Source organism: Candidatus Hoaglandella endobia (genome assembly GCF_900044015.1).
Classification (GTDB): Bacteria; Pseudomonadota; Gammaproteobacteria; order Enterobacterales; family Enterobacteriaceae; genus Hoaglandella; species Hoaglandella endobia.
Window position 1 is genome coordinate 122,655 of sequence record NZ_LN999835.1, and the last position, 21,380, is coordinate 144,034.

Consider the following 21,380-nt stretch of genomic DNA (forward strand, 5'->3'; position numbering starts at 1 on the left):
TTTTGATAAAGCAGGATACACATCCCGCTCCCTGTTAGGGAGCTAACAGTAATCGCAAAAAAAATAGACAAGAAAAACGGCGTGTCGATTAGATACTGAAAGAAGAGCCGCATCCACAAGTGGTCTTGGCATTGGGATTGGTAACGATAAAGCGCGATCCTTCTAGCCCTTCGCTATAATCTACTGAGCCGCCTACTAAATATTGTAGACTCATAGGATCAACTACTAGTGTTACTCCTTGTTTCTCAAGGGTAAAGTCATCTTCTTTGATTTTATCGTCTAAAGTAAAATTATATTGAAAACCACTACAGCCGCCGCCGGTAATATAGATCCTTAATTTTATATTAGTATTATTTTCATCTGCAATAAGGTTTTTTATTTTAGTTGTAGCTGAATCGGTAAACTGTAATTGCAATGCTATTGCGTTCATAATTTTACTCCCTTTCAAGTATCTATTATTTAGCTTTACGTTTAAGTATTATATTAAGATAAATATATGCTACTATCTACATAAAAAATTAAAGGTGGCAAACTAGTAAAAAGAAATTTTTCTTTTTCTAAAGATGAAATATTGCTCATATTAGTTTTATTTGCTATTTCTAACTGCCTGTTTAACCTTGATTATGAGAGATTGCTAGTGCCTGATGTTAAAAGGAGCAGAAAAAATGCAAGAAGAACAAAACCGTAAGACCTCCTCCTTAAGCATACTCGGCATTGCTGGGGTAGAACCGTACCGGCAAGAGTCTCATGAAGAAGAGTACATGAATGAAGCTCAACTTCTACATTTCAAACGTATTCTAGAAGCGTGGCGTAATCAACTTAGAGGTGAGGTCGGACGTACTGTGTCGTATATGCAAGATGAGGCTGCTAATTTTCCGGATCTGGTTGATCGTGCTGCGCAAGAAGAAGAATTTAGCCTTGAACTGCGTAACCGCGAGCGGGAACGTAAGTTAATTAAAAAAATAGAAAAAACTCTAAAAAAAGTTAAAAATCATGATTTCGGCTTTTGTGACTCCTGTGGAGTAGAAATCGGTATTCGCCGTCTAGAGGCGCGGCCGACCGCTAACTTGTGTATCGACTGTAAAACCATTGCTGAAATCCGTGAAAAACAGATGACTGGATAAATAATCATACGCCGGTTACTGCTGCGGTCTGCTTTGAAGGATATTTAAAAAATATAATCAGTATAAGAATAGCAAGTTAGCTATTAGCACCTTGCAGCAAAGTAAGCCTACTTGTATAATTTTTAATTAGCTGCTTAATCTATTTTCTACTGAAAATCACAGCTATCAGCAACTATCTCTAGGCACAAGTATATTCTATGGCGAGTGAATATTTAGTTAGTATACATATCTTAAAATGGCAGTGCCAACCACGCTCACTTCATGAAGAACAACGTACTAGCTTATGCTCTTACTTAGAGATTAGTTATATTAGCTGCTGTTTTTAAGTAGTTTTTGTTTATTTATGACTGTTGAGGTATAATATTTTTACCCGAGTAGCCAATTTATACCGTAAGGTACTAAATCATGAACGTGTAGAAATAGTACCAGAGGATAGGCGACTTTTGACAATTATTCCGCGTGATCAACATCATATATCACGGAAAGAGATCAGTGACAATGCCTTAAAAGTGCTTTATCGGCTGAACAAGGCGGGCTTTGAAGCTTATCTAGTCGGTGGCGGCGTACGCGATATATTACTGGGTAAAAAGCCCAATGACTTTGATATTACCACCAATGCTACACCAGAGCAGATGCGTAAACTATTTGGCAATTGTCGGCTAATAGGCCGACGTTTCCGTCTTGCCCACGTAATGTTTGGGCCGGAAATCATTGAAGTTGCTACTTTCCGCGGTCATCATCAGAATAATCAGACGATAGCTTCTAACAATAAAGGTATGTTACTGCGTGATAATATTTTCGGTTCTCTCGAAGAGGATGCCCAGCGCCGTGATTTTTCTGTCAATAGCCTATATTATAATGTGGCTGATTTTACGCTGCGCGATTATACAGGCGGTCTGAAAGATTTATATGAAGGCACCATACGTCTTATCGGCGATCCAGAAACTCGTTATCGAGAAGATCCAGTTCGCATGTTGCGTGCAATACGCTTTGCAGCAAAATTGAATATGACTATTAGCTATGAGACGGCTGAGCCCATCTCCAGACTTGCTGGATTATTATGCGATATTCCTCCGGCGAGGCTATTTGAAGAATCATTAAAACTTTTTCAGACGGGCTATGGTGAAACGACCTACCATCTTTTATGTAAATATCAGTTATTTAAACCTCTTTTCCCACTGATAAATCGTAATTGTACTGAGTATCATGATGATAGCTATATAAAGCAAATGATCGTGCGCGTTCTGGTCAATGCCGACTATCGTTTACACAATGATATGCGAGTTAATCCAGCTTTTTTATTTGCCGCGATGCTGTGGTATCCTCTGCTAGAGCAGACTAAGACACTCACCCATAAGATCAGCGGTATGTCCTATTTTGATGCCTTCTCACTGGCAATAAAAGATGTTCTTGACGAGCAGTGCCGCACATTAGCCCTTCCTAAAAGGTTAACCAGTCTGATGCGAGATATATGGCAATTGCAGTTGCGATTATCACTTATCAGTCAAGGTAAAGGTAAAAGCGCTCATAAGCTAAAGCTCATAGACCATCCCAAGTTCCGTGCCGCTTATGATCTGCTAACCTTGCGCGCTGAAGTAGAAAATAACGCTGAGCTCCAGCTTGTTAGCCACTGGTTGAATTCAGCCCACCAGTGGCCTGAATTACAGGTAGCTACGAAGCGGCATCAGAAAACCATACTGACCAAGTATGGGCCGAACAACCTACAAACGCGCCAAGGTACAACAAAAGGTACCACAAATCGAGAGATAGCCTAACAAAACAGAATAGGTGCAGTACTTGAAAACTACTCAACTATCTATTTTAAGGTAATTGTCAGCGACAGCCGAGTTGCTCAGGTACTACGCAACAGCCTAACGCTGGAAAAGAAGCTCAGTGATTTATTCGTTTTTTAGTTGTGACGGTGAGGAAGGGATTCGAACCCTCGATACACTTGCGCATATACACACTTTCCAGGCGTGCTCCTTCAGCCACTCGGACACCTCACCAAGTTGAAATACAAAAAATTTTTTCCATTTTATGGATTTATTTTTTAAAGGTAAAGGAAATTAGTGTAAAAAAAACCTTTCTTATACTGTGCTCTCAGCAAGAGGTTATAAAGAAATTTATAACTATAAAACTTATAATGTTTCATAGAAAGTAAGAAGTTTTCTAGTATCAGATGATCATCTGATAATTATTGCAATTATCTTCGTCTAAGATAACGAAAACGCTAGATCTATGTTTGCAATATAGTCAATGTTGAGGCTAAATAACGTAAAACTTAGCAAGTAAGTTCAGGTTCACGATGTAATGTGCGGCTAAAAAATGATGTTATCGACAATATTACTGCAAGGCTGATTAAACTACTTCGCTACAACTAGTAAAATAAAAAGTAGTATGACTTTCAATTAACCCGTACTTAAATTGTTTGAGCAAAGAAAGCCATTCCAATCTAAACTAGACAAGAAGAAAACTTGTAATGTTGTCAATTTTTAAACACAGCAAAAAACACCAACAACAACTTGCCCAACTGCCCAAAATTTCTCAGAGCGTGGTAGATATTCAAACGCTTTACAGCCCGAGAGAATTCTCGCAAGCGCTCATACAGGCGATCAATAGTGCACGAAGGCATATATATCTGGTCGTGTTATATTTGGAGCAAGACCAAGGAGGGCATCGGATCCTCAACGCCCTTTATCACGCTAAACAATCCGCTCCCTTGCTCGATATTGCGATTTTGGTAGATTGGCATCGGGCGCAGCGCGGCCGTATCGGCACCACTGCAGCTAATACTAACGCCGATTGGTACTGCCGTATGGCGCAAGAGCACCCTGGCGTGGACGTCCCAGTATACGGTGTGCCAGTCAACACCAGAGAAGCTTTAGGCGTCTTACACCTAAAAGGATTTATCGTTGATGATCTGGTTATCTACAGTGGCGCCAATCTGAACGACGTTTATCTACAACAGTTAGGAAGATACCGCTACGATCGTTATCAAATTATTCGTAATCTAACACTGGCAAACACTCTACTTAATTATCTTAAATACCATTTAATCACTGCTCCAGCGGTAAATCGTCTGGATAATGTTACTAGTACAAAATGTTTTGATATTAAGCATCATACGCGTCGTTTTCGTCAGAACCTAAGGGAAGCAGGCTACAGTTTTGTCGGGGCAGCAAGTCAAGAAGAATTAGCTATTACCCCGCTGGTGGGTTTGGGTAAACAAAGCCCGCTAAATAAAATAGTTCATCATCTGCTATGCTCAACTCGGGATAAATTGACTCTATGTACCCCTTATTTCAACTTGCCGACATTGCTGGTGCGCGATCTAATCGGTTTATTACGTCTAGGCAGGCAGGTTGAAATTATAGTGGGCGATAAGACCGCTAACGACTTTTATATCCCTGAAGATCAACCGTTTAAAATTATTGGTGTTTTACCTTATCTATATGAAATTAATCTACGCCGTTTTCTCAGTCGTTTGCAACGTTATGTTGATAATGGTCAATTGGTAGTGCGTTTATGGAAGGAAAATGATAATAGCTATCATTTAAAAGGTATTTGGGTGGACGATGAATGGCAACTAATCACTGGCAATAATTTTAACCCGCGCTCCTGGCGGCTAGATTTAGAAAATGCGCTGTTGATCCATGATCCTGCACAGGCATTACACCAACAGCGTGAACATGAACTAATGCTAATTCGTACCCATACGCAAGCGATGCGAAACTTCGCTGAGCTACAAAACATTGCCGATTATCCAGTTAAAGTTCGCAAGCTTATCCGCCGCTTGCGGCGGATTCGCATCGACCGCTTAATCAGCCACATACTTTGAAAACTTTTACGTAACTTTCTTATCTTTCAGATTTCAGGCAGCGTTACATTTACATTACATTATCTTTAGCTGTTATATCCCTGCTAGCTGTAGCTATTACGTACTATACCAGCCAGTATCCTAACTAAGTAAGGATACCATTTATTAGAACTTTATTAAAGTTTATTCAAGTTATTTGCTAGGTATTGAGCAACACCTTCTGGCGAAGGATCCATGCCTTCCTGGCCTTTTTTCCATTGTGCCGGACAAACTTTGCCGTGCTCTTCGTAGAAGAGCAGAGCATCAACCATCCGCATCATTTCATCGATGTTGCGGCCCAGCGGCAGGTCGTTAACTACTTGATGACGAACAATCCCCTGTTTATCTATCAAGAAAGAGCCGCGCAATGCGACTCCAGTATCGGGATGCTCTATACCATAAGCTCGGATGATATCGCGTTTAATGTCTGCGACCATTGGATACTGAACAAGGCCAATGCCGCCTTTATCGGTAGGTACCTGGCGCCAGGCGTTGTGTACAAATGCGGAGTCGAAAGACACGCCAATGATTTCTACATCGCGTTTTTTGAACTCAGCGTAGCGTTTATTAAACGCGATTAATTCAGACGGACAGACGAATGTGAAGTCCATTGGCCAGAAAAAAATTACTGTTAATTTATCCTGGATAAAAGATTTTAAGTTAAAATTATCGACAATGTCACCGTTACTAAGTACGGCAGTGGCGGTAAAATCAGGAGCTTTACGAGTAACCAAGACCATATATGTACTCCTCAAATTGCGTTGGTGGCTGAGTGGATGATAGATAATTAGGTAGTCTAGTATAATACTAAGCCCAGCTGTACTACAGATAATTCTGTCTATTAGTTTAATAGATTATTACTATCAAAGCAAAGCTCTTTCTTAGAAAGAGGTTGATTTAGAAAACTTAATTTTTTCTCTGAAACCAGAAAGGTGCGACCTAGTTCATAAGTTGTTAGTCTATGCTTTTAACGACGTCATATGACTAAAAAAGTCTATTTAAGTATTCATGCATGGCGCTAAAAAAGCGCAGGATATAAAAAATAGAAAAAATAATTTCTCAGTATATTACAAATCATAGATAATAAGTTTACTCCTTGTAGGCCAAAAACTTGACTCTAAACTAACCTAATTGGTTCTTAGCTGAAGAAATTTACCCCATGCGCGTTGCAGACTTCTTTTTTAAACTACCAAACAATCTAATTGCTCGCTATCCACAAGCTGAACGTAGTGCTTGCCGTTTATTGTCACTAGATGGCCAAACCGGTGAAATAACACACCGAATATTTACCGACCTGCTGACAATTTTAGTTGCAGGCGATTTGCTTGTTTTTAACAATACCCGCGTAATACCTGCCAGGTTGTTCGGTCGTAAATTTAGCGGCGGTAAAATAGAAGTCCTGGTGGAAAGAGTACTCGATGATAATCGGGTACTAGCTCATGTTCGTACATCTAACACTCCCAAAGCCGGCGACACCATCTTATTAGGCGACAATCAAACTATCGATGTAACGATGGTGGCGCGTTATGAAACGCTTTTTGAACTTCGTTTTAACAATACCAACAATGTCCTAACTTTGCTTAATGAGTCAGGTCATATACCGTTACCGCCTTATATCGACCGACCTGATGAAACTATGGACCGTGAATTATATCAGACGGTCTATGGAGACCGGCCAGGCGCAGTAGCAGCTCCCACCGCTGGCTTGCACTTTGATGAGCCGCTTCAGGCAGCGCTGCGTGCTAAAGGTATTGAGATGGCATTTCTCACGCTGTACGTGGGTACTGGTAGTTTCCAGCCAGTGCGGGTGGAAAACATCGAGCAGCATAAAATGCATGCTGAGCGCGCTGAAGTACCGCAAGAAGTAGTCGATGCAGTGTTGGCATGTAAAGCGCGCGGCAATCGTGTTATCGCTGTCGGTACAACTTCCGTGCGCTCGTTAGAGAGCGCGGCAGCAGCTGCAGGTAAAAAAATATTGGTGCCATTTTTTGGCGATACTCGTATTTTCATTTATCCTGGTTACCGTTTTCACATCATCGATGCGTTGATAACCAATTTCCATTTACCAGCATCTACGTTGATCATGCTAGTAGCGGCTTTTGCTGGCTATCGCCATACGCTAGCAGCGTACCGCGAAGCGGTGGCGCAGGGTTATCATTTTTTCAGCTATGGAGATGCAATGTTCATTACCCAGAACAACTTAGCTGCCAAACTTGGGTGGTATGCTTAATTTTATTACGGCATACATCCTGTATAAACAGGACCAAAAAAATATATATATGGAGGATAATTGGAATATCAATTATTAAACACGGATGGTCAAGCCCGGTGTGGACGTTTGGTATTTGACCGTGGTGTGGTGGAAACGCCGGCTTTTATGCCGGTAGGTACTTATGGTACTATTAAAAGTATGACGCCGGAAGAGGTCAAAGAGACCGGTTCACAGATCTTGCTAGGCAACACTTTCCATTTATGGCTGCGACCAGGGCAGGAGATTATGAAGTTGCAAGGCGATTTGCACAATTTCATGCAGTGGCATGGTCCAATTCTGACAGACTCAGGTGGTTACCAGGTTTTTAGTTTGGGTGATATCAATAAAATTACTGAAGAGATCGTGCATTTTCGTAATCCGATAAATGGCGACTTAATTTTTCTCAGTCCAGAAAAATCGATGGAAATCCAGTATGACCTAGGTTCCGATATTGTAATGATTTTCGATGAATGCACTCCTTATCCTTCCGATTGGGAGGATGCTAAACGTTCTATGGAAATGTCGCTGCGCTGGGCTGTCCGTAGCCGTCAGCGATTTGATGAACTGTGTAATCCAAATGCTTTATTTGGGATTATTCAGGGCGGAGTTTACGAAGATTTACGAGATATATCGGTAAAAAGACTGATAGAAATTGGTTTTGATGGTTACGCTATTGGTGGCTTAGCAGTAGGAGAAGCCAAATCTGATATGTACCGTATTTTAGCTTCTTTGTGTCCTAAAATGCCTGTAGACAAGCCGCGTTATTTAATGGGGGTAGGCAAGCCAGAAGATTTAGTTGAGGGTGTTTGCTGCGGTATCGATATGTTCGACTGCGTAATGCCAACCCGTAATGCCCGCAACGGTTATCTCTTTGTTACTGAAGGAGTAGTGCGAATCCGCAACTCCCGCTATAAATCAGATATTACACCATTGGATAATGAATGTGATTGTTATACTTGTCGTAATTATAGTCGTTTGTACTTGCATCATCTTGATCGTTGCAATGAAACACTCGGTGCTCGTCTAAATAGTATCCATAATTTACGTTATTACCAGCGTTTGATGGCTGATTTACGCCAGGCTATTAATGAAGGTAAACTGGATCAGTTTGTAGGTAAATTTTATCAACGAACAGGGAGCCAGCCTTATAAGGAGAAAATTTAAATGAGTTTTTTTATTTTTGAAGCCGTTGCTGACACCGGTGCAACGGCCCAAAGCAGTCCTTATTATTCTCTGGTGGTGATGTTAGTATTTTTTGGTCTGATATTTTATTTAATGATACTGCGCCCACAGCAAAAGCGTGCCAAGATACATCAAGAATTGATTACTTCTCTTTCCAAAGGAGATGAAATACTAACTACCAGCGGACTGGTTGGCAGAGTAGTGAAAGTCGTGGAAACCGGCTATATTGTTATAGCGTTAAACGACACTAATGAAGTTATTATCAAGCGTGATTTCATTACCGCCATTCTACCGAATGGTACCATGAAAAGACTCTAATTAAGAATCTTATTCCAAAGGGGACTGCAGTGTTAAACCGTTATCCTTTATGGAAGTACATCATGCTAGTTCTAGTATTGTCCGTCGGACTGTTATATGCTCTTCCAAACTTTTATGGCGAGGATCCTGCTGTACAGATCACTGGCAGGTATAGTAGCGCTGTTAATGATTCGACGCTAGTACAAATCCGACAGATTTTGAAACAACAACATATCGCTAGTAAATCCATTTCGCTGAAAAATGGTGCTATATTAATTCGTTATGCTAATTCTGACGTACAACTGCGAGCCAGAGAAGCATTGATGAACGTGCTGAATAAAAATTATATTATAGCCCTTAACCTAGTTCCGGCGACACCAGCATGGCTGACCATATTAGGGGCGTCACCGATGAAGTTGGGTCTAGATTTACGTGGTGGCGTGCATTTTTTGATAGAAATAGATATGGACACCGTGCTGGTTAAGCTGCAGAAAAAGAAAATAGATAATCTGCTCAGTGAGTTACACAAAAATGGTATGGCTTACATGACGGTGCGTAGAATCAAAAATTATGACAGCAATTATGGCAGCGACATTCTCTTCCATAATACCGCTACTCGCGATCAGGCGAGTTCTTGGGCCTTACTGCACCATCGCGATCTAGTTATCAAAAATGTGGGCAATAACGCATTGCACGTCACGCTAGCGTACAAGCAGCTGCGCGAAGCTAGTGAATACGCGGTGCAGCAGAGTATTGCTATACTACGTAACCGTGTCAATCAATTGGGCGTCGCCGAGCCGTTGGTGCAGCGTTATGGCGCAGCTCGCATAGTAGTCGAGCTGCCTGGTATTCAGGATATGGCACGCGCTAAGGAAATTCTAGGAACAACCGCCACGCTAGAATTCCGTTTAGTTAATAATTCGGTGGACCAAACTGCCGTCGTTAACGGCCACGTGCCGAGAGATTCAGAAGTTAAATTTAACCGTGATGGTCAGCCGTTCGTCCTATATAAACGGGTAATACTAGACGGCAACCATATCATTGATTCGAACTACAGCGCCGACAACTATAATCGGCCTCAGGTAAATATCTTCCTCGACAGTGTTGGCGGTACCATCATGTCTAATTTTACCAAGGTTTCCATCGGTAAGCAAATTGCTACTCTGTTTGTAACTTATAAGGATAGCGGTAAGCAAGACGCTCATGGCAGGTCCATTATGGTGAAGAAGGAAGAGGTGATAAACGTCGCTACGATACAGTCGAGGCTAAGGAATAGCTTTCGTATTACCGGACTTAATAACCTTAACGAGGCGCATCACCTATCGCTTTTGTTGCGCGCAGGTGCTCTAATTGCTCCTATCCAGATTGTTGAAGAGCGCAACATCGGTCCTACTCTAGGAAGGCAGAACATTACCCAGGGGGTTGAAGCCTGTTTGTGGGGATTGGTATCATCAATTTTGTTCATGGTAGGATGTTACCGTAAGTTTGGTTTTATCGCTACCACGGCGCTTATCGCTAACTTATTGCTAATTATCGGCATTATATCGCTGCTGCCGGGTGCTACGTTGACTATGCCAGGTATTGCCGGTATCGTGCTAACGTTAGCAGTAGCAGTTGACGCAAATGTCCTGATCAACGAACGGATAAAAGAAGAGTTGCGTAACGGTCGGAAAGTGCAGAAGGCAATTCATGAAGGTTATCGTATGGCTTTGCCCAGTATTATTGACGCCAACATGACGACGCTGATTACTGCTAGTATCTTATATTACATGGGTACTGGGTCCATTAAAGGATTCGCTATTACTACTGCTATTGGGGTAGCTACCTCAATGTTTACAGCAATTATCTGCACACGTGCCCTCGTTAACCTACTTTATGGTGAGAAACGTATTAATAAACTATCCATCTAACTAGTAGGAGGAGTAGCATGTGGTAGAACAACAAATAAGTGTTGAAGAATTGAATTATGGCCGTAAAGTTTATGATTTTATGCAGTGGGATTATGTAGCTTTTACCCTGTCGGCAATTTTGCTTATCTGCTCTATTATCATTATTGTAATGCGTGGCTTTAACTGGGGGCTAGATTTCACGGGCGGTACCGTGATTGAACTGCAACTGGAAAATTTGGTTGATATAGATCACATACGGGATGTGCTGGAACATGCAGGTTTTAGCAATATACTAGTACAACATTTCGGTAGCAGCCGCGATCTGATCATTCGTATGCTACCAGTACAACACAAACTAGATCAAGAACTTGGTAACAAAGTAATAGGATTAATTAATCAGTTTACCGGCCAGCAAACCATATTGAAACGGGTCGAATTCATTGGTCCAAGTGTTAGCAGCGATCTAGCGCAGACCGGCGGCATAGCACTTCTGGTGGCGTTCAGCTGTATTCTGATTTATATCTGGTTTCGTTTTGAATGGCGCCTGGCAACTGGCGCATTATTGGCGTTAGCGCATGATGTGCTGATTACCCTCGGCGTATTAGCGCTATGCCATATTGAAATAGATATGACAATTATCGCCTCATTGATATCAGTGATTAGTTACTCGCTAAATGACAGTATTGTAGTTTTCGACCGTATTCGTGAAAATTTTCGCAAGATCCACTGCTGCAGCGCCTACGATCTTTTCAACTTGTCGTTGATGCAAACATTGAGCCGAACAGTTATGACCTCGGCTACGACTTTAATTGTGGTGCTGATTATGCTAATTTTTGGCGGCGCCATATTACATGGTTTCTCGACTACGCTACTGATCGGAATATTTATCGGTACTGTCAGCTCGATTTATGTCGCATCAGCACTAGCTCTTAAGCTAGGTATAAAACGCGAGCAATTGCTTTAAAAAAGATAAATTGAAACAATTGAATCAGACGTTGCAATTGATGTAGTACAACTTTTGTTACCTCTGTTTATGTTTATCAGTGTTAACATAATAAGATTTTGTTATAATTATTACCTTGCCAGCTATTATTGTAAGGATAACTATGAACGTTATTAAAAGTTTTGTTACTTCTCCCAATGCGCGGGTCGCTATAGCTATTGCTCGTTTTAACCAATTTATTAATAATAATCTGCTTGATGGAGCAATAGACGCCTTAAAACGCATTGGACAGGTTAACGATGATAATATTACTGTGGTCTGGGTGCCAGGCGCTTATGAGTTGCCACTAACAGTCAGTACGCTAGCTAACAGCAAAAAGTACGATGCCATCGTAGCACTAGGTACGGTTATTCGAGGTAGTACCGCCCATTTTGAATTTGTCGCTGGTGAATGCAGTTCTGGTCTGTCTGCTGTTGCCGCAAATACTTCGCTGCCAGTGGCGTTCGGTGTGCTTACCACTGACAGTATCGAACAGGCAATAGAAAGAGCCGGCACCAAAGCCGGAAATAAAGGTACGGAAGCTGCACTGACCGCACTAGAAATGATTAACATATTGCAAGCCATCAAGGCGTAAAGTGAAGAGAACTTTGCTGAAACCAGCTGCTCGTCGCCGTGCGAGGGAATTTGCTGTGCAAGCACTTTACTCATGGCAATTGTCGCATAATGATATCGTCGATATTGAAGTTCAATTTTTAACAGAACATGATGATACATCGAATGTTGATATAACTTATTTCCAAGAGTTATATGCTGGAACTGCGATGAACTCTCCAGAGCTAGACAAGCTTATGGCACCCTACCTTTCACGCCAGTTATCAGAACTGGGCCACATTGAGAGAGCCATATTACGCCTTGCATTATTTGAATTAAGCAAACGTCGAGATGTGCCGTACAAGGTTGCTATCAACGAAGCTATTGAGCTGGCCAAAACCTTCGGTGCAGAAGATAGTCATAAGTTTATCAACGGGGTCTTAGACAAGATTGCTTCGCAAATTTGTCCCGATAAGAACAATAAGAATTAATAACCATGATACTCGATATTTCTGCAGTATGTTGTTGGTCGTGAAGCGGCGGAGCCCCCCGTCAAATCTCTGTCATCTACTAGCTACAGGGTTTGGCAGCGGCATGTCTCCATGGATGCCAGGCACTATTGGTTCGCTGACTGCAATACCGATCTGGTACTTGTTAATATTACTACCGTGGCCGCTTTACTCGCTAGTAATTATAGGTAGTATCTACTTCGGCGTTTCTTTCTGCCACCAGATGGCAGAAGAAATAGGTGTACATGACCATGGCTGTATTGTGTGGGATGAATTCGTCGGTATGTGGATTAGTTTGATAGTATTGCCAGCAAATAACTGGCAATTGGTGCTGGCCGGCTTTGTATTGTTTCGATTGTTAGATATCTGGAAACCATGGCCGATTTGCTGGTTCGATCGTAGTGTAGATGGAGGTATAGGCATTATTATCGATGATATTATAGTAGGGATAATTGTTGCTGGTATTTTATATAGTATTAGATGCTATCTATAAGCTCTTAAGAAACTATTTTTTTTGATCTTTATATTTTTTTATCAACTAACTCTATATAAGCCATTGGCGCATTGTCTCCTACACGAAAGCCACACTTTAAAATACGAGTGTAGCCACCAGTACGGTTAGCAAAACGTAAATTTAGCTCGTTAAATAATTTTGCTACGATCTCGTTATTCCGAGTACGGGAGAAGACCAGTCGACGATTTGCTAAGTTATCTAACTTAGCAAGTGTCATCAGCGGTTCAACAATACGTCGTAGCTCTTTTGCTTTTGGCAGGGTTGTCTTAATGAGTTCATAACGAACTAAAGAGCAAGCCATGTTACGGAACATAGCCTGGCGATGGCTGCTGTTACGATTTAATTGAAGACCAATCTTACGATGACGCATGAAGTTTATCCTTATTAACTTTATTAACTTTATTTACTTCAATCTATTGATTTAGTCACCCGAGATACTTGCTGGAGGCCAATTATCCAGAAGCATACCCAGAGATAAACCACGGGAAGATAACACGTCTTTGATCTCAGTAAGAGATTTTTTACCGAGGTTGGGCGTTTTCAGTAACTCAACTTCGGTACGTTGTACCAGATCACCAATGTAGTGGATATTTTCTGTCTTAAGACAGTTAGCAGAACGGACAGTTAATTCTAGATCGTCAACAGGACGTAGTAAGATCGGAGCAAATTCTGGTTTCTCTTCTTTTACTTCAAGCTGACGTACATCACTTAAGTCAATGAAAGCTTCAAGTTGTTCTGCAAGAATGGTAGCTGCACGGCGAACAGCCTCTTCAGGATCGATAGTACCGTTAGTTTCAATTTCAATTATCAGCTTATCTAAATCAGTACGCTGCTCAACGCGTGCTGCTTCCACATTGTAAGCAATACGTTCCACTGGGCTATAGCATGCGTCTACTAGCAGATGTCCAATCGGATGATCATCTTCTTCCGCATTAATTCTAGTAGACGCTGGAACATAACCACGACCACGCTGAACTTTAAGACGCATATTAATAGATGCATTCTTATCAGTTAAGTGACATAAAATATGATTTGGTTTGACTATTTCAACATTACTATGATAATTAATATCAGCTGCTGTTACAGGACCAATACCTGATTTATTTAAAGTCAAGATTAGGTCATCTTTACCTTGAATTTTAATTGCTAGTCCTTTTATATTGAGTAAAATTTCTAGAATATCTTCCTGTACACCCTCTTTAGTGCTGTACTCGTGTAGTACACCATCAATTTCAACCTCGGTCACCGCGCAACCAGGCATCGATGAAAGTAAAATACGGCGTAATGCATTACCTAAAGTATGGCCGAAGCCACGCTCAAAAGGTTCAAGGGTTACTTTGGTGTGTGTCAAACTAACGCGCTCGATATCAACAAGGCGCGGTTTTAGAAACTCTGTTACGGAACCCTGCATTTTTTCCTCTCTGTTTCCTCATTTCCTCTATGATTGAGACGGAGCCTTATTTGGAGTAAAGCTCGACGATCAGGTGCTCATTAATGTTCATAGAAAGATCGCTACGTCCTGGAATACATTTAAATAAACCTTTCTTCTTAGAAGTGTCAATTTCAAGCCAATTTGGTTTTTCACGTTGTTCAGCAAGTTCTAATGAGGCACAAATACGAGCTTGCTTTTTCGCTTTTTCACGGATACTAATAACGTCATTCGGAATAACCTGATAAGAAGCTATATTAACAATACGGCTGTTAACCATAATAGCCTTATGGTTGACTAATTGACGTGCTTCAGCGCGAGTTGCACCAAAACCCATGCGATAAACAACGTTATCTAAACGACCTTCCAATAACTGCAATAGTTTTTCACCGGTGTTGCCTTTCAGGCGTGCTGATTCTTTATAATAGTTACGAAATTGACGTTCTAGCACACCGTAAATACGACGAACTTTTTGTTTTTCTCGCAATTGTACGCCGTAATCAGATAAACGTGGTTTACGAGCACCATGTTGACCTGGCAGTTGCTCAATTTTGCACTTGGGCTTAGAATCGATTGCGCGAATTCCAGACTTTAGGAAAAGGTCCGTACCCTCACGACGGCTTAGTTTAAGTTTAGAGCCCAAATATCTTGCCATTTTTTCTCCAACTAACCTAATGTTAATTAATGTTATACACGACGTTTTTTAGGTGGACGACAACCGTTATGGGGGATCGGAGTCACATCAGTAATGTTCGTTATATGGAAACCAGCTGCGTTTAATGCACGAATGGTAGACTCACGGCCAGGACCAGGTCCTTTAACCATAACTTCTAGATTTTTAATACCATATTCTTTTACGATTTCGGCACAACGCTCTGCTGCTACCTGTGCGGCGAAAGGGGTAGACTTACGAGAACCACGGAAACCAGAATCACCGGCCGTGGCCCAACCCAAAGCATTACCCTGAAGATCGGTAATAGTTACAATAGTGTTATTAAAAGATGCATAGATATGAGCTATACCATCTAAAACTTGTTTTCTGACACGCTTATGTACACGACTAGGTGCTTTAGACATTATTTACTTACCCTAATTATTTCTTTATCGGCTTTCTTGGACCCTTACGGGTACGTGCATTAGTCTTAGTACGTTGACCGCGAACAGGAAGACCACGACGATGACGTAAACCACGATAAGTGCCAAGATCTATCAGACGCTTAATGCTCAGGGTTACCTCACGGCGTAGATCACCTTCGACAACAAATTTGGAGACTGCATCACGTAGCTTTTCTATTTGCTCTTCCAACAGCTCACTGAGCTTAACGTTTTCAGCAATTCCCGTAATAGAGCAGATATACTGTGAACGGCTTTTACCGATACCGTAAATAGACGTTAATGCAATCACGGTATGTTTATGATCAGGAATGTTAATGCCTGTTATACGGGCCACTATCTATGCACTCCTAGAAGTTTGAACGACAACAACATTCTAATTTTTTTCCTTTTAAAGATGCTTATAAAGATGCTTAAAATATGTGATAGTGATCTACCAAAGATCAGCTAGTTAATCTAGCTAGCTCAATCTAACTTTGCAAGAAAATACTTTTAATATTAGCCTTGGCGTTGTTTATGTTTAGATTCAGCGCTACAAATGACGCGGACGACACCGTTACGATTAATGATTTTGCAATTTCGACATAATCTCTTAACTGAAGTACGAACTTTCATTTTTACTCTCCGTTTATCAAACTTCCTGAATTATCGGTTATAACCTTTTAGGTTCGCTTTTTTTAGTATTGACTCGTATTGACTCGACATTATCAGAGTCTGCACTTGAGCCATAAAGTCCATGATAACTACAACAACGATCAATAAAGAAGTACCACCAAAATAGAAGGGAACTTTCATTGCGTTACGCATGAATTCGGGGATAAGGCAGATGAAAGTGATGTATATGCTTCCAACGAGAGTCAAGCGGGTCATAATTTTATCAATGTACTTTGCCGTTTGCTCTCCAGGACGGATGCCAGGGATAAATGCACCAGACTTTTTTAGATTATCTGCTGTTTCACGCGGGTTAAATACCAATGCTGTATAAAAAAAACAGAAAAATATAATTGCAGTAATATATAATAATACATAAAGTGGTTGACCAGGCTGTAAATAAAGCGAAATTAACTTTAACCAATCCCAACCAGTACCACCCCCGAACCAGGATGCTATTGTAGCTGGAAACAAAATTATGCTAGAAGCAAAAATTGCCGGGATCACCCCAGCCATATTCACTTTAAGCGGCAAATGTGTACTCTGAGCTGCGTAAATGATACGTCCCTGTTGACGCTGAGCGTAGTTGACAATGATACGACGCTGACCACGTTCAACGAATACCACGAAAAATGTTACTGCAAACACCAGTACTGCAACTAATATTAATAGAAAAACATGTAAATCACCTTGTCGAGCTTGCTCTATGGTATTACTAATAGCGGGTGGCAATCCAGCTACAATACCTGTAAAAATAATAATAGAAATACCGTTCCCAATACCCAGCTCAGTAATCTGCTCGCCCAGCCACATCAGGAACATCGTCCCACAGACGAGGCTAACTACCGCGATAAAGTAAAATAAAAAGCTCAGATTAATCACTAGGCCTTGCATTCCAGGCATATTCGGTAAACCGGTAGCAATACCTATGGATTGAAATATAGCTAACAACAAAGTGCTATAACGGGTATACTGACTAATTTTACGTCTTCCAGATTCACCCTCTTTTTTAATTTCTGCCAGCACAGGATAAACTACCGTCATCAGCTGTATGATAATTGATGCAGAAATATATGGCATAATACCCAATGCAAAGATAGAAGCACGGCTGAGAGCACCACCAGAGAACATATTGAACATTTCAATAATGGTACCTCGTTGTTGTTCGAGTAGTTTTGCAAAAATAGAAGTATCAATCCCAGGAATTGGAATAAAAGATCCGATACGGAAGACAATCAGCGCCAAAATTACAAAAAATATTCTACGTTTCAGTTCGTCTAGTCCGTTTTTAGCACTTTGAAAATTTAATCCCTGTTGTTTAGCCATCTACTCTATTTATACCTCAACTTTACCACCGATCATTTCGATCGCAGTACGCGCGCCTTTACTTACACGCAAGCCACGTACGGTAAGTGCGCGATTGACTTCACCTGATAACATAATTTTAACAAATTTAATTTGGGTACCGACTATATCAGTGGCTTTCAGCATGTTTAGATCTACCAAAGTACCTTTAATACGAGTTAAATCGGACAGACGAACTTCTGCGGTTATTATAGATTTGCGTGACTTAAAACCAAATTTTGGCAGACGGCGGTATAAAGGCATCTGGCCTCCTTCAAATCCACGACGTAAGCTACCGCCAGAACGAGACTTCTGACCTTTATGACCGCGACCACTGGTTTTACCTAAACCAGAACCAATACCCCGACCCGGACGCTTAGCAGTATGTTTAGAATCCTGTGCCGGAGATATAGTATTTAAACGCATCTCTATTAACTCTCAACTTTAATCATGTAAGAAACCAAATTGATCATACCGCGTATGGTAGGCGTATCTTCACGCTCTACGGTATGGCCAATATGCCGTAGTCCCAAGCCAACTATGGTAGCCTTATGTTTTGGCAGACGACCGATAGAGCTACGAGTCTGAGTGATTTTAATAGTTTTTGCCATAATCAATTACTTACCCAAGAATATCTTTAATAGATTTACCTCGCTTGGCAGCGACCATTTCAGGAGACTTCATATTAACAAGTGCGGCAATAGTTGCCCGAACCACGTTGATAGGATTAGTTGAACCATAAGCTTTTGCTAATACATTGTTAACTCCTGTAACTTCCAGGACAGCGCGCATTGCACCACCAGCGATAATGCCTGTACCTTCTGAAGCTGGTTGCATGAACACGCGGGAACCGGTGTGCTCACCTTTTACCGGGTGCTGCAGGGTGCTACTATTCAGGACTATAGTAATCATGTTGCGACGTGCTTTTTCCATCGCTTTCTGTATTGCAGCTGGAACTTCTCGTGCTTTTCCGTAACCAAAACCAACGCGACCACTACCATTACCAACAACTGCTAGTGCGGTAAAACTGAAAATACGGCCACCTTTTACGGTCTTAGATACGCGGTTCACTGCAATCAACTTTTCTTGCAGTTCTCCAGTTTGTTTTTCGATGTATCCCATCTTCTACCTTTAATTTAGAACTAAACGGTTAGAACTGAAGTCCAGCTTTACGGGCAGCATCTGCTAGTGCCTGAACTCGACCATGATATTGAAACCCAGAACGGTCAAAAGATACATCTTTAATGCCTTTTTGCAACGCGCGTTCTGCGATAGTTTTACCAACAGCGACAGCAGCTTCTTTATTACCAGTACCCTTTAATTGATCAGCGATGGCCTTTTCTAAAGTAGACGCGGTTACTAAAACTTCAGAACCGTTTGGTGCAATAACCTGTGAGTAAATATGATGTAAGGTACGATGTACTACCAATCGGGTTGCACCTAATTCCCTAAGCTTACGTCTTGTGCGGGTTGCTCGACGAATACGAGCTGTTTTTTTATCCATAAATTTTACTTCTTCTTAGCCTCTTTAGTATACACAACTTCATCAGCGTAACGAATACCCTTACCTTTGTAAGGGTTAGGACGACGGTAGGCACGTAAATCTGCAGCAACCTGGCCAACCAACTGTTTATCAGATCCTTTAAGCACTATTTCAGTTTGGTTAAAGCATTCTGCGGTGACCCCTGCCGGTAGTTTATGGTCAATAGAGTGAGAAAAACCGAGAGATAAATTTACCACATTATTTTTTATTGTAGCGCGATAACCTACACCTACTAGAGATAATTTTTTAGTAAATCCGTTGGTTACACCAATCAACATACTATTCAACAGGGATCGCGTGGTACCTGCAAGTAACCAACCGTTAGCATGCCCTTCGCGCGGAGTAAAGATCAATTTATTATTAATATGCTGAACGTCAACAGCTTCGTGGATAGTACGAGTTAATTCACCTTTTTTACCCTTAATCGAAATAATCTGACCGTTGATTTTTACATCTATACCAACAGAAATAGCAATAGGTACTTTAGCAACACGAGACATTCTGTCCTCTCAATTATGCTACGTAGCAGATAATCTCACCACCAAGACCAGCTTGGCGAGCCGCACGATCAGTCATGATACCTTTAGAGGTAGAAATAACTGCTATACCCATGCCGGCTATTACTTTTGGCAATGCATCTTTTTTCTTATAGATACGCAGACCAGGGCAGCTGATACGCTTAATAGTTTCTACTACCGGTTTACCATGAAAGTATTTCAGTACTACTGCCAGTATAGGTTTAGTATTTCCTTCAATTTTATAATTTTTAATAAAGCCTTCTTCTTGCAATAACTTAGCAAGTTTTGCTTTCAGTTTTGAAGAAGGCATAGATACTATATTTTTTTTTGCTGCTTGACCGTTACGTATATGGGTCAGCATGTCTGCGATTGGATCTTGCATGCTCATATATCTAATTACTCCCGCGAGTATTTTCAAAATTTAATTAGTGCTAACTTTTACCAGCTGGCCTTTCTTAGGCCAGGTATTTCACCGCGCATGGCAGCTTCACGGACTTTAATACGGCTTAACCCGAATTTTCTTAGAAAAGCGTGCGGCCGACCTGTTTTACGGCAGCGGTTACGCTGCCGAGAAGGACTAGAGTCACGCGGCAGAGTCTGTAACTTGAGAACCCCAGCCCAACGATCTTCGTTAGAAGCATTAACGTTAGATATGATAACTTTAAGTTCATTACGTTTTATGCTGAATTTATCAACTAATTTCATACGTTTTACTTCACGTGCTTTTATGGATTTTTTAGTCATCGTTTATCTACTTACGAAATGGAAAATTCAAGGCAGTTAATAGTGCACGTCCCTCATCATCTGATTTAGCAGTGGTAGTGATGGTAATATTTAATCCACGAACACGATCTATTTTATCATAGTCAATTTCTGGAAATATTATTTGTTCACGTACCCCTATGCTGTAGTTACCACGACCATCGAAAGACTTAGAAGACAGGCCACGGAAATCGCGTATACGCGGTACAGCAATGGAAATTAGTCGGTCAAAGAATTCCCACATGCGTTTGCCACGTATAGTTACTTTACAACCAATAGGATAGCCCTGACGAATTTTAAAGCCAGCAATAGATTTGCGTGCTTTAGTGATAAGCGGCTTTTGACCTGAAATTACTGTCAAATCAGACACGGCGTTATCCAGTAGCTTTTTATCGTTGATTGCCTCACCTACCCCCATATTAAGTGTAATCTTCTCGAATCGAGGTACTTGCATGACAGAATGGTAGTCGAACTTTTTCATTAGGTTAAAAACGACTTTGTCTTTATAATAATCATGCAGTTTCACTATCTTACTACTCCAAATCACTTAATACTTTTACCATTAGATTTAAAAAAACGTACTTTTTTGCCGTTTATAATCTTAAAACCCACACGATCAGCTTTTCCAGTTTCTGCATTAAAAATAGCTAGATTAGAAAGATCTATTGCTGCTTCTTTCTCAAGAATACCGCCTGGCTGGTTAATAGAAGGTACTGGTTTTTGATGTTTTTTAACTAAATTGATACCTTCAACAATAGCCTTACCGTTAGGTAGAACCTTTTTTATTTTACTGAGCTTACCTTTATCTTTACCGGCTATTATGATCACTTCGTCATCACGATAGATTTTAGCTGCCACAATTCG

Annotated in this window: 29 protein-coding genes and 1 tRNA gene; 11 read left to right on the plus strand and 19 right to left on the minus strand. The window is 41.0% G+C overall.

Going from position 1 to position 21,380, the window contains the following annotated elements:
• Positions 1-88 precede the first annotated feature (88 nt).
• Entirely contained in the window at positions 89-430 is a 342-nt protein-coding gene (erpA, locus tag A4A70_RS00580) for an iron-sulfur cluster insertion protein ErpA (RefSeq protein WP_408605393.1), read from the minus strand.
• Positions 431-665: 235 nt separating this feature from the next.
• Between erpA and dksA the strand changes: the two genes are divergently transcribed.
• Both dksA and pcnB read left to right on the plus strand, forming a co-directional pair.
• Positions 666-1,124 (plus strand): RNA polymerase-binding protein DksA, encoded by a 459-nt coding sequence (dksA, locus tag A4A70_RS00585; protein ID WP_067567499.1) that lies wholly within the window; start codon positions 666-668, stop codon positions 1,122-1,124.
• A 362-nt stretch (positions 1,125-1,486) separates the two neighbouring features.
• On the plus strand, positions 1,487-2,899 hold the full coding sequence (pcnB, locus tag A4A70_RS00590; RefSeq protein ID WP_082798885.1) for a polynucleotide adenylyltransferase PcnB: 1,413 nt from the start codon (positions 1,487-1,489) through the stop codon (positions 2,897-2,899).
• A gap of 144 nt (positions 2,900-3,043) precedes the next feature.
• Here the strand turns inward: pcnB and A4A70_RS00595 are convergent.
• Positions 3,044-3,130: transfer RNA gene (locus A4A70_RS00595), tRNA-Ser, on the minus strand.
• Positions 3,131-3,603: 473 nt separating this feature from the next.
• On the opposite strand from A4A70_RS00595, the gene pssA reads away from it, so the two are divergent.
• On the plus strand, positions 3,604-4,962 hold the full coding sequence (gene pssA / locus A4A70_RS00600; protein WP_067567505.1) for a CDP-diacylglycerol--serine O-phosphatidyltransferase: 1,359 nt from the start codon (positions 3,604-3,606) through the stop codon (positions 4,960-4,962).
• A gap of 155 nt (positions 4,963-5,117) precedes the next feature.
• Here the strand turns inward: pssA and A4A70_RS00605 are convergent, their stop codons facing one another.
• A complete protein-coding gene (locus tag A4A70_RS00605) occupies positions 5,118-5,720 on the minus strand; it encodes a peroxiredoxin C (RefSeq protein WP_067567508.1) in 603 nt (200 codons plus the stop codon).
• 419 nt (positions 5,721-6,139) lie between these two features.
• On the opposite strand from A4A70_RS00605, the gene queA reads away from it, so the two are divergent.
• The 8 genes from queA (at position 6,140) to pgpA (ending at position 13,135) form a co-directional block, all read left to right on the plus strand.
• Positions 6,140-7,210: a tRNA preQ1(34) S-adenosylmethionine ribosyltransferase-isomerase QueA gene (gene queA, locus A4A70_RS00610; RefSeq protein ID WP_067567510.1), complete on the plus strand. Its 1,071-nt coding sequence runs from the start codon at positions 6,140-6,142 to the stop codon at positions 7,208-7,210.
• A gap of 60 nt (positions 7,211-7,270) precedes the next feature.
• Positions 7,271-8,395 carry a tRNA guanosine(34) transglycosylase Tgt gene (tgt, locus tag A4A70_RS00615; RefSeq protein ID WP_067567514.1) on the plus strand — a complete coding sequence of 375 codons (1,125 nt, stop codon included), beginning with the start codon at positions 7,271-7,273 and terminating at the stop codon, positions 8,393-8,395.
• A complete protein-coding gene (gene yajC / locus A4A70_RS00620) occupies positions 8,396-8,731 on the plus strand; it encodes a preprotein translocase subunit YajC (RefSeq protein ID WP_067567517.1) in 336 nt (111 codons plus the stop codon).
• A gap of 29 nt (positions 8,732-8,760) precedes the next feature.
• Positions 8,761-10,620, plus strand: coding sequence for a protein translocase subunit SecD (gene secD / locus A4A70_RS00625; RefSeq protein ID WP_082798866.1), 1,860 nt, complete (start codon positions 8,761-8,763; stop codon positions 10,618-10,620).
• 79 nt (positions 10,621-10,699) lie between these two features.
• The gene (gene secF / locus A4A70_RS00630) at positions 10,700-11,563 is read left to right on the plus strand and encodes a protein translocase subunit SecF (RefSeq protein WP_067568249.1); all 864 of its coding nucleotides are present in this window, start codon (positions 10,700-10,702) and stop codon (positions 11,561-11,563) included.
• 142 nt (positions 11,564-11,705) lie between these two features.
• The gene (gene ribH, locus A4A70_RS00635; protein ID WP_067567522.1) at positions 11,706-12,176 is read left to right on the plus strand and encodes a 6,7-dimethyl-8-ribityllumazine synthase; all 471 of its coding nucleotides are present in this window, start codon (positions 11,706-11,708) and stop codon (positions 12,174-12,176) included.
• Between the two features lie 16 nt (positions 12,177-12,192).
• On the plus strand, positions 12,193-12,624 hold the full coding sequence (nusB, locus tag A4A70_RS00640; protein ID WP_067568251.1) for a transcription antitermination factor NusB: 432 nt from the start codon (positions 12,193-12,195) through the stop codon (positions 12,622-12,624).
• 28 nt (positions 12,625-12,652) lie between these two features.
• The gene (gene pgpA, locus A4A70_RS00645; protein ID WP_067567525.1) at positions 12,653-13,135 is read left to right on the plus strand and encodes a phosphatidylglycerophosphatase A; all 483 of its coding nucleotides are present in this window, start codon (positions 12,653-12,655) and stop codon (positions 13,133-13,135) included.
• A 28-nt stretch (positions 13,136-13,163) separates the two neighbouring features.
• On the opposite strand, the gene rplQ is transcribed toward pgpA, so the two are convergent.
• From rplQ to rplX, 16 genes are all read right to left on the minus strand, one after another.
• Positions 13,164-13,526 carry a 50S ribosomal protein L17 gene (gene rplQ, locus A4A70_RS00650; protein WP_067567528.1) on the minus strand — a complete coding sequence of 121 codons (363 nt, stop codon included), beginning with the start codon at positions 13,524-13,526 and terminating at the stop codon, positions 13,164-13,166.
• Between the two features lie 51 nt (positions 13,527-13,577).
• Positions 13,578-14,567, minus strand: a complete 990-nt coding sequence (locus tag A4A70_RS00655; protein WP_067567531.1) for a DNA-directed RNA polymerase subunit alpha — start codon at positions 14,565-14,567, stop codon at positions 13,578-13,580.
• A 46-nt stretch (positions 14,568-14,613) separates the two neighbouring features.
• Positions 14,614-15,240, minus strand: a complete 627-nt coding sequence (rpsD, locus tag A4A70_RS00660) for a 30S ribosomal protein S4 (RefSeq protein ID WP_067567534.1) — start codon at positions 15,238-15,240, stop codon at positions 14,614-14,616.
• Positions 15,241-15,272: 32 nt separating this feature from the next.
• Positions 15,273-15,662: a 30S ribosomal protein S11 gene (gene rpsK, locus A4A70_RS00665; RefSeq protein ID WP_067567538.1), complete on the minus strand. Its 390-nt coding sequence runs from the start codon at positions 15,660-15,662 to the stop codon at positions 15,273-15,275.
• Positions 15,663-15,678: 16 nt separating this feature from the next.
• A complete protein-coding gene (gene rpsM / locus A4A70_RS00670) occupies positions 15,679-16,035 on the minus strand; it encodes a 30S ribosomal protein S13 (protein WP_067567540.1) in 357 nt (118 codons plus the stop codon).
• A 161-nt stretch (positions 16,036-16,196) separates the two neighbouring features.
• Complete coding sequence (gene rpmJ, locus A4A70_RS02855) at positions 16,197-16,313, minus strand: 50S ribosomal protein L36 (protein WP_082798867.1); 117 nt, start codon at positions 16,311-16,313, stop codon at positions 16,197-16,199.
• Between the two features lie 30 nt (positions 16,314-16,343).
• Positions 16,344-17,675 (minus strand): preprotein translocase subunit SecY, encoded by a 1,332-nt coding sequence (gene secY / locus A4A70_RS00675; protein WP_067567543.1) that lies wholly within the window; start codon positions 17,673-17,675, stop codon positions 16,344-16,346.
• A gap of 9 nt (positions 17,676-17,684) precedes the next feature.
• Entirely contained in the window at positions 17,685-18,119 is a 435-nt protein-coding gene (rplO, locus tag A4A70_RS00680; protein ID WP_067567546.1) for a 50S ribosomal protein L15, read from the minus strand.
• Between the two features lie 5 nt (positions 18,120-18,124).
• Positions 18,125-18,304, minus strand: a complete 180-nt coding sequence (gene rpmD / locus A4A70_RS00685; protein WP_067567549.1) for a 50S ribosomal protein L30 — start codon at positions 18,302-18,304, stop codon at positions 18,125-18,127.
• A 10-nt stretch (positions 18,305-18,314) separates the two neighbouring features.
• A complete protein-coding gene (gene rpsE, locus A4A70_RS00690) occupies positions 18,315-18,815 on the minus strand; it encodes a 30S ribosomal protein S5 (RefSeq protein WP_067567552.1) in 501 nt (166 codons plus the stop codon).
• Positions 18,816-18,843: 28 nt separating this feature from the next.
• Positions 18,844-19,197, minus strand: coding sequence for a 50S ribosomal protein L18 (rplR, locus tag A4A70_RS00695; protein ID WP_067567555.1), 354 nt, complete (start codon positions 19,195-19,197; stop codon positions 18,844-18,846).
• Between the two features lie 5 nt (positions 19,198-19,202).
• Positions 19,203-19,736, minus strand: coding sequence for a 50S ribosomal protein L6 (gene rplF, locus A4A70_RS00700; RefSeq protein ID WP_067567558.1), 534 nt, complete (start codon positions 19,734-19,736; stop codon positions 19,203-19,205).
• Positions 19,737-19,749: 13 nt separating this feature from the next.
• Entirely contained in the window at positions 19,750-20,142 is a 393-nt protein-coding gene (gene rpsH / locus A4A70_RS00705) for a 30S ribosomal protein S8 (protein ID WP_067567560.1), read from the minus strand.
• Positions 20,143-20,192: 50 nt separating this feature from the next.
• Complete coding sequence (gene rpsN / locus A4A70_RS00710; protein WP_067567562.1) at positions 20,193-20,498, minus strand: 30S ribosomal protein S14; 306 nt, start codon at positions 20,496-20,498, stop codon at positions 20,193-20,195.
• A gap of 7 nt (positions 20,499-20,505) precedes the next feature.
• The gene (gene rplE / locus A4A70_RS00715) at positions 20,506-21,045 is read right to left on the minus strand and encodes a 50S ribosomal protein L5 (RefSeq protein WP_067568253.1); all 540 of its coding nucleotides are present in this window, start codon (positions 21,043-21,045) and stop codon (positions 20,506-20,508) included.
• 14 nt (positions 21,046-21,059) lie between these two features.
• The gene (rplX, locus tag A4A70_RS00720) at positions 21,060-21,374 is read right to left on the minus strand and encodes a 50S ribosomal protein L24 (protein WP_067567565.1); all 315 of its coding nucleotides are present in this window, start codon (positions 21,372-21,374) and stop codon (positions 21,060-21,062) included.
• Between the last annotated feature and the right edge of the window lie 6 nt (positions 21,375-21,380).

Bases quoted from the DNA above. Each gene is read 5' to 3' on its own strand.
- erpA (WP_408605393.1), bottom strand. From the start codon at position 430: ATGAACGCAATAGCATTGCAATTACAGTTTACCGATTCAGCTACAACT.
- dksA (WP_067567499.1), top strand. From the start codon at position 666: ATGCAAGAAGAACAAAACCGTAAGACCTCCTCCTTAAGCATACTCGGC.
- pssA (WP_067567505.1), top strand. From the start codon at position 3,604: ATGTTGTCAATTTTTAAACACAGCAAAAAACACCAACAACAACTTGCC.
- A4A70_RS00605 (WP_067567508.1), bottom strand. From the start codon at position 5,720: ATGGTCTTGGTTACTCGTAAAGCTCCTGATTTTACCGCCACTGCCGTA.
- queA (WP_067567510.1), top strand. From the start codon at position 6,140: ATGCGCGTTGCAGACTTCTTTTTTAAACTACCAAACAATCTAATTGCT.
- yajC (WP_067567517.1), top strand. From the start codon at position 8,396: ATGAGTTTTTTTATTTTTGAAGCCGTTGCTGACACCGGTGCAACGGCC.
- secF (WP_067568249.1), top strand. From the start codon at position 10,700: ATGCAGTGGGATTATGTAGCTTTTACCCTGTCGGCAATTTTGCTTATC.
- ribH (WP_067567522.1), top strand. From the start codon at position 11,706: ATGAACGTTATTAAAAGTTTTGTTACTTCTCCCAATGCGCGGGTCGCT.
- pgpA (WP_067567525.1), top strand. From the start codon at position 12,653: ATGTTGTTGGTCGTGAAGCGGCGGAGCCCCCCGTCAAATCTCTGTCAT.
- rplQ (WP_067567528.1), bottom strand. From the start codon at position 13,526: ATGCGTCATCGTAAGATTGGTCTTCAATTAAATCGTAACAGCAGCCAT.
- A4A70_RS00655 (WP_067567531.1), bottom strand. From the start codon at position 14,567: ATGCAGGGTTCCGTAACAGAGTTTCTAAAACCGCGCCTTGTTGATATC.
- rpsD (WP_067567534.1), bottom strand. From the start codon at position 15,240: ATGGCAAGATATTTGGGCTCTAAACTTAAACTAAGCCGTCGTGAGGGT.
- rpsK (WP_067567538.1), bottom strand. From the start codon at position 15,662: ATGTCTAAAGCACCTAGTCGTGTACATAAGCGTGTCAGAAAACAAGTT.
- rpmJ (WP_082798867.1), bottom strand. From the start codon at position 16,313: ATGAAAGTTCGTACTTCAGTTAAGAGATTATGTCGAAATTGCAAAATC.
- secY (WP_067567543.1), bottom strand. From the start codon at position 17,675: ATGGCTAAACAACAGGGATTAAATTTTCAAAGTGCTAAAAACGGACTA.
- rplO (WP_067567546.1), bottom strand. From the start codon at position 18,119: ATGCGTTTAAATACTATATCTCCGGCACAGGATTCTAAACATACTGCT.
- rpmD (WP_067567549.1), bottom strand. From the start codon at position 18,304: ATGGCAAAAACTATTAAAATCACTCAGACTCGTAGCTCTATCGGTCGT.
- rpsE (WP_067567552.1), bottom strand. From the start codon at position 18,815: ATGGGATACATCGAAAAACAAACTGGAGAACTGCAAGAAAAGTTGATT.
- rplR (WP_067567555.1), bottom strand. From the start codon at position 19,197: ATGGATAAAAAAACAGCTCGTATTCGTCGAGCAACCCGCACAAGACGT.
- rplF (WP_067567558.1), bottom strand. From the start codon at position 19,736: ATGTCTCGTGTTGCTAAAGTACCTATTGCTATTTCTGTTGGTATAGAT.
- rpsH (WP_067567560.1), bottom strand. From the start codon at position 20,142: ATGAGCATGCAAGATCCAATCGCAGACATGCTGACCCATATACGTAAC.
- rpsN (WP_067567562.1), bottom strand. From the start codon at position 20,498: ATGACTAAAAAATCCATAAAAGCACGTGAAGTAAAACGTATGAAATTA.